Annotated in this window: 1 protein-coding gene and 1 pseudogene; both read right to left on the reverse strand. The window is 63.6% G+C overall.

The window, feature by feature from the left end; genetic code table 11:
* Positions 1-1,018: pseudogene (gene secF, locus WBF82_RS08355) on the reverse strand (protein translocase subunit SecF); the annotation flags it as partial.
* A 4-nt stretch (positions 1,019-1,022) separates the two neighbouring features.
* The coding region (gene secD, locus WBF82_RS08360; protein ID WP_424382581.1) for a protein translocase subunit SecD at positions 1,023-2,363 on the reverse strand (1,341 nt) is incomplete at its 5' end.

Here is a 2,363-nt window from a genome sequence, read left to right on the forward strand (position 1 = left end):
GGCTGACCAGCAGCGGGGTGGCGAAGAAAATCGACGAGTAAGTGCCGACGATGATGCCGACCAGCTGCACCAGCGCCAGGTCCTAGAGCGTGCCCACGCCCAGCAGCCACACCGCAACCACCATCAGCGCCAACACGGGCAGCACCGAGATCAGGCTGGTGTTGATCGAGCGCATAAAGGTCTGGTTGATCGCGAGGTTGGCCTCCTCGGCGAAGGTGCGCCGGGTGGTGTGCTGGAAGTCGTGCGTGTTCTCCTCGACCTTGTCGAACACGATGACGGTGTCGTACAGCGAGAAACCGAGGATCGTCAGCAAGCCGATAACCGTGGCGGGGGTGACCTCGAAGCCCACCAACGAGTAGACCCCCGCGGTGACACTGAGGTCGAAACACATTGTCGTTAAAGCGGAGATCGCCATGTAGCGCTCGTAGCGCACGGTGATGTACAGGCTGACCAGCACTAGGAAGACCACCAGCGCGATCACGGCCTTCTTGGTGATCTGACCGCCCCAGGTCGACGACACAGCTGAGTCGGAGATGGACTGCTTGCTGGGCTTGCCGTCGGCGCCCTTGGGCTGGAATCTGTCGAACAGGGCGTTCCGCAGCTTCTCCGTCTTGTCGTTGGATAGCGTTTCGGAACGAATCTGCACGGTCGCTCCGGCGCCGTTGCCGACGATCACCACCGTTTCGGGGTTCTCGCCCAGCGTTTGCCGGAAGACTTCCTCCACCTGGCTCACCTGAACTGGGCCCGTCCCGCCTACGGCGGGCAGTGACATCGTGGTGCCGCCGTTGAAGTCGATACCAAATGTGAAGCCGCGTAACACGATACTGACGATCGCGATCGCCACGATGGTTCCGCTGATGCCGTACCACAGCCGGCGGCGGCCAATGACCTCGAACGCGCCAGTACCGGTGTAGAGCCGCGACAGGAAACTGTGGCGCGGCAGCGTTTCGTCATGGGTCGGGCGGACGACGGTTGCGGTGTCGTCGCTGATTTCAACGGCAGTCGTCTTGTCGGCCATCTCGCTACCCCCGTCCCGTAAGTTGGGCTGCCCGCCGTTCGCGCGCGACCTGTTGCACCGCCCCCAGGCCGTTGTAGGCGGGCTTGGCCAGCGCCGTGGACCTGGATGCTTGGTACACCAGCGGCCAGGTCACCAGGAACACCACGACGATGTCGAGGATCGTGGTGAGGCCCAGGGTGAACGCGAATCCCTTCACCTGCCCGATCGCCAGGAAATACAGCACCGCAGCGGCCAAGAACGTCACCGCGTTACCCGACACGATGGTCTTGCGGGCCCGCGCCCAACCACGAGGAACTGCCGATCGGAACGAAGGGCCTGCGCGGATCTCGTCGTTGATGCGTTCGAAGAACACCACGAACGAGTCGGCCGTCGTACCGATACCAATGATCAAACCTGCGATACCTGCCAAGTCGAGGGTGTAGTTGATATACCGGCCAAGTAGCACCAGGATTGCGAAAACCATTGCGCCGGAAGCTACTAGCGACAAGGCGGTCAGCAACCCCAACACTCGGTAATAGATCAGCGAGTACAGCAACACCATCGCCAGTCCGATGGCGCCCGCGATCAGGCCCGCGTGCAGCGACGTCAATCCCAGTGTCGCCGAGACGGTTTGGGCTTCTGATGATTCGAACGACAACGGCAGCGAGCCGTATTTGAGGACGTTGGCGAGCTGGCGTGCCTGGGCACTGGTGAATTCACCGTGGATTTGGGTCCGGCCGCCTGGGATGGCTTCCTCGATCCGCGGTGCGCTCACTACCTGGGAGTCCAACGTGAACGCGGTTTGGGTACCGATGTGCGATGCGGTGAAATCCGCCCAGGTGTCTGCGGCCGCACTCTTGAACTGCAGGTCGATGACGTAGTTGGCGTTTTGTTGGTTGAACCCGGAGCTGGCGTTCGCGATCTGGTCGCCGGCGATGATCGACGGCGCCAACAGGTAGGCATCTTTGTGGTCCTTGTCGCACGTCACCAGCGGCAGGTTGGGGTCGTCGTTGCCGGCCAGAATGTCTTCCTGGAAGCATCGGCTGGCTTCGTACTGCAAGGCCAGGAACTGCACACCCTTATTCGTGCTCTGGCGCCACTCTCTTTCCTTGGCGATCCGCTCGGCCAGATCCTTACGCGGATCAGCTGGCCCGGGCTGCACCGGAGCGGGCGGCGCCGGCGTGGCCGGCGGCGGTGTCGGTGCGGGCTGGCCCGGTGTGGGCGGCGGATCTAGCGGATACGGCCGCGGCTGCGCCGGAGGTGCCAGCTGGTCGGGTAGAGGCAAGTCGCCTGGCATGGGCAACCCGGCGTCGCCGCCCGACGGAAGCCCGGGGGCCTGCCCACCGGCGGCGGGGCCGTTGCCCGG

Origin of the sequence: Mycobacterium sp. (genome assembly GCF_049673265.1) — a bacterium.
In the GTDB taxonomy this organism is placed as follows: Bacteria; Actinomycetota; Actinomycetes; order Mycobacteriales; family Mycobacteriaceae; genus Mycobacterium.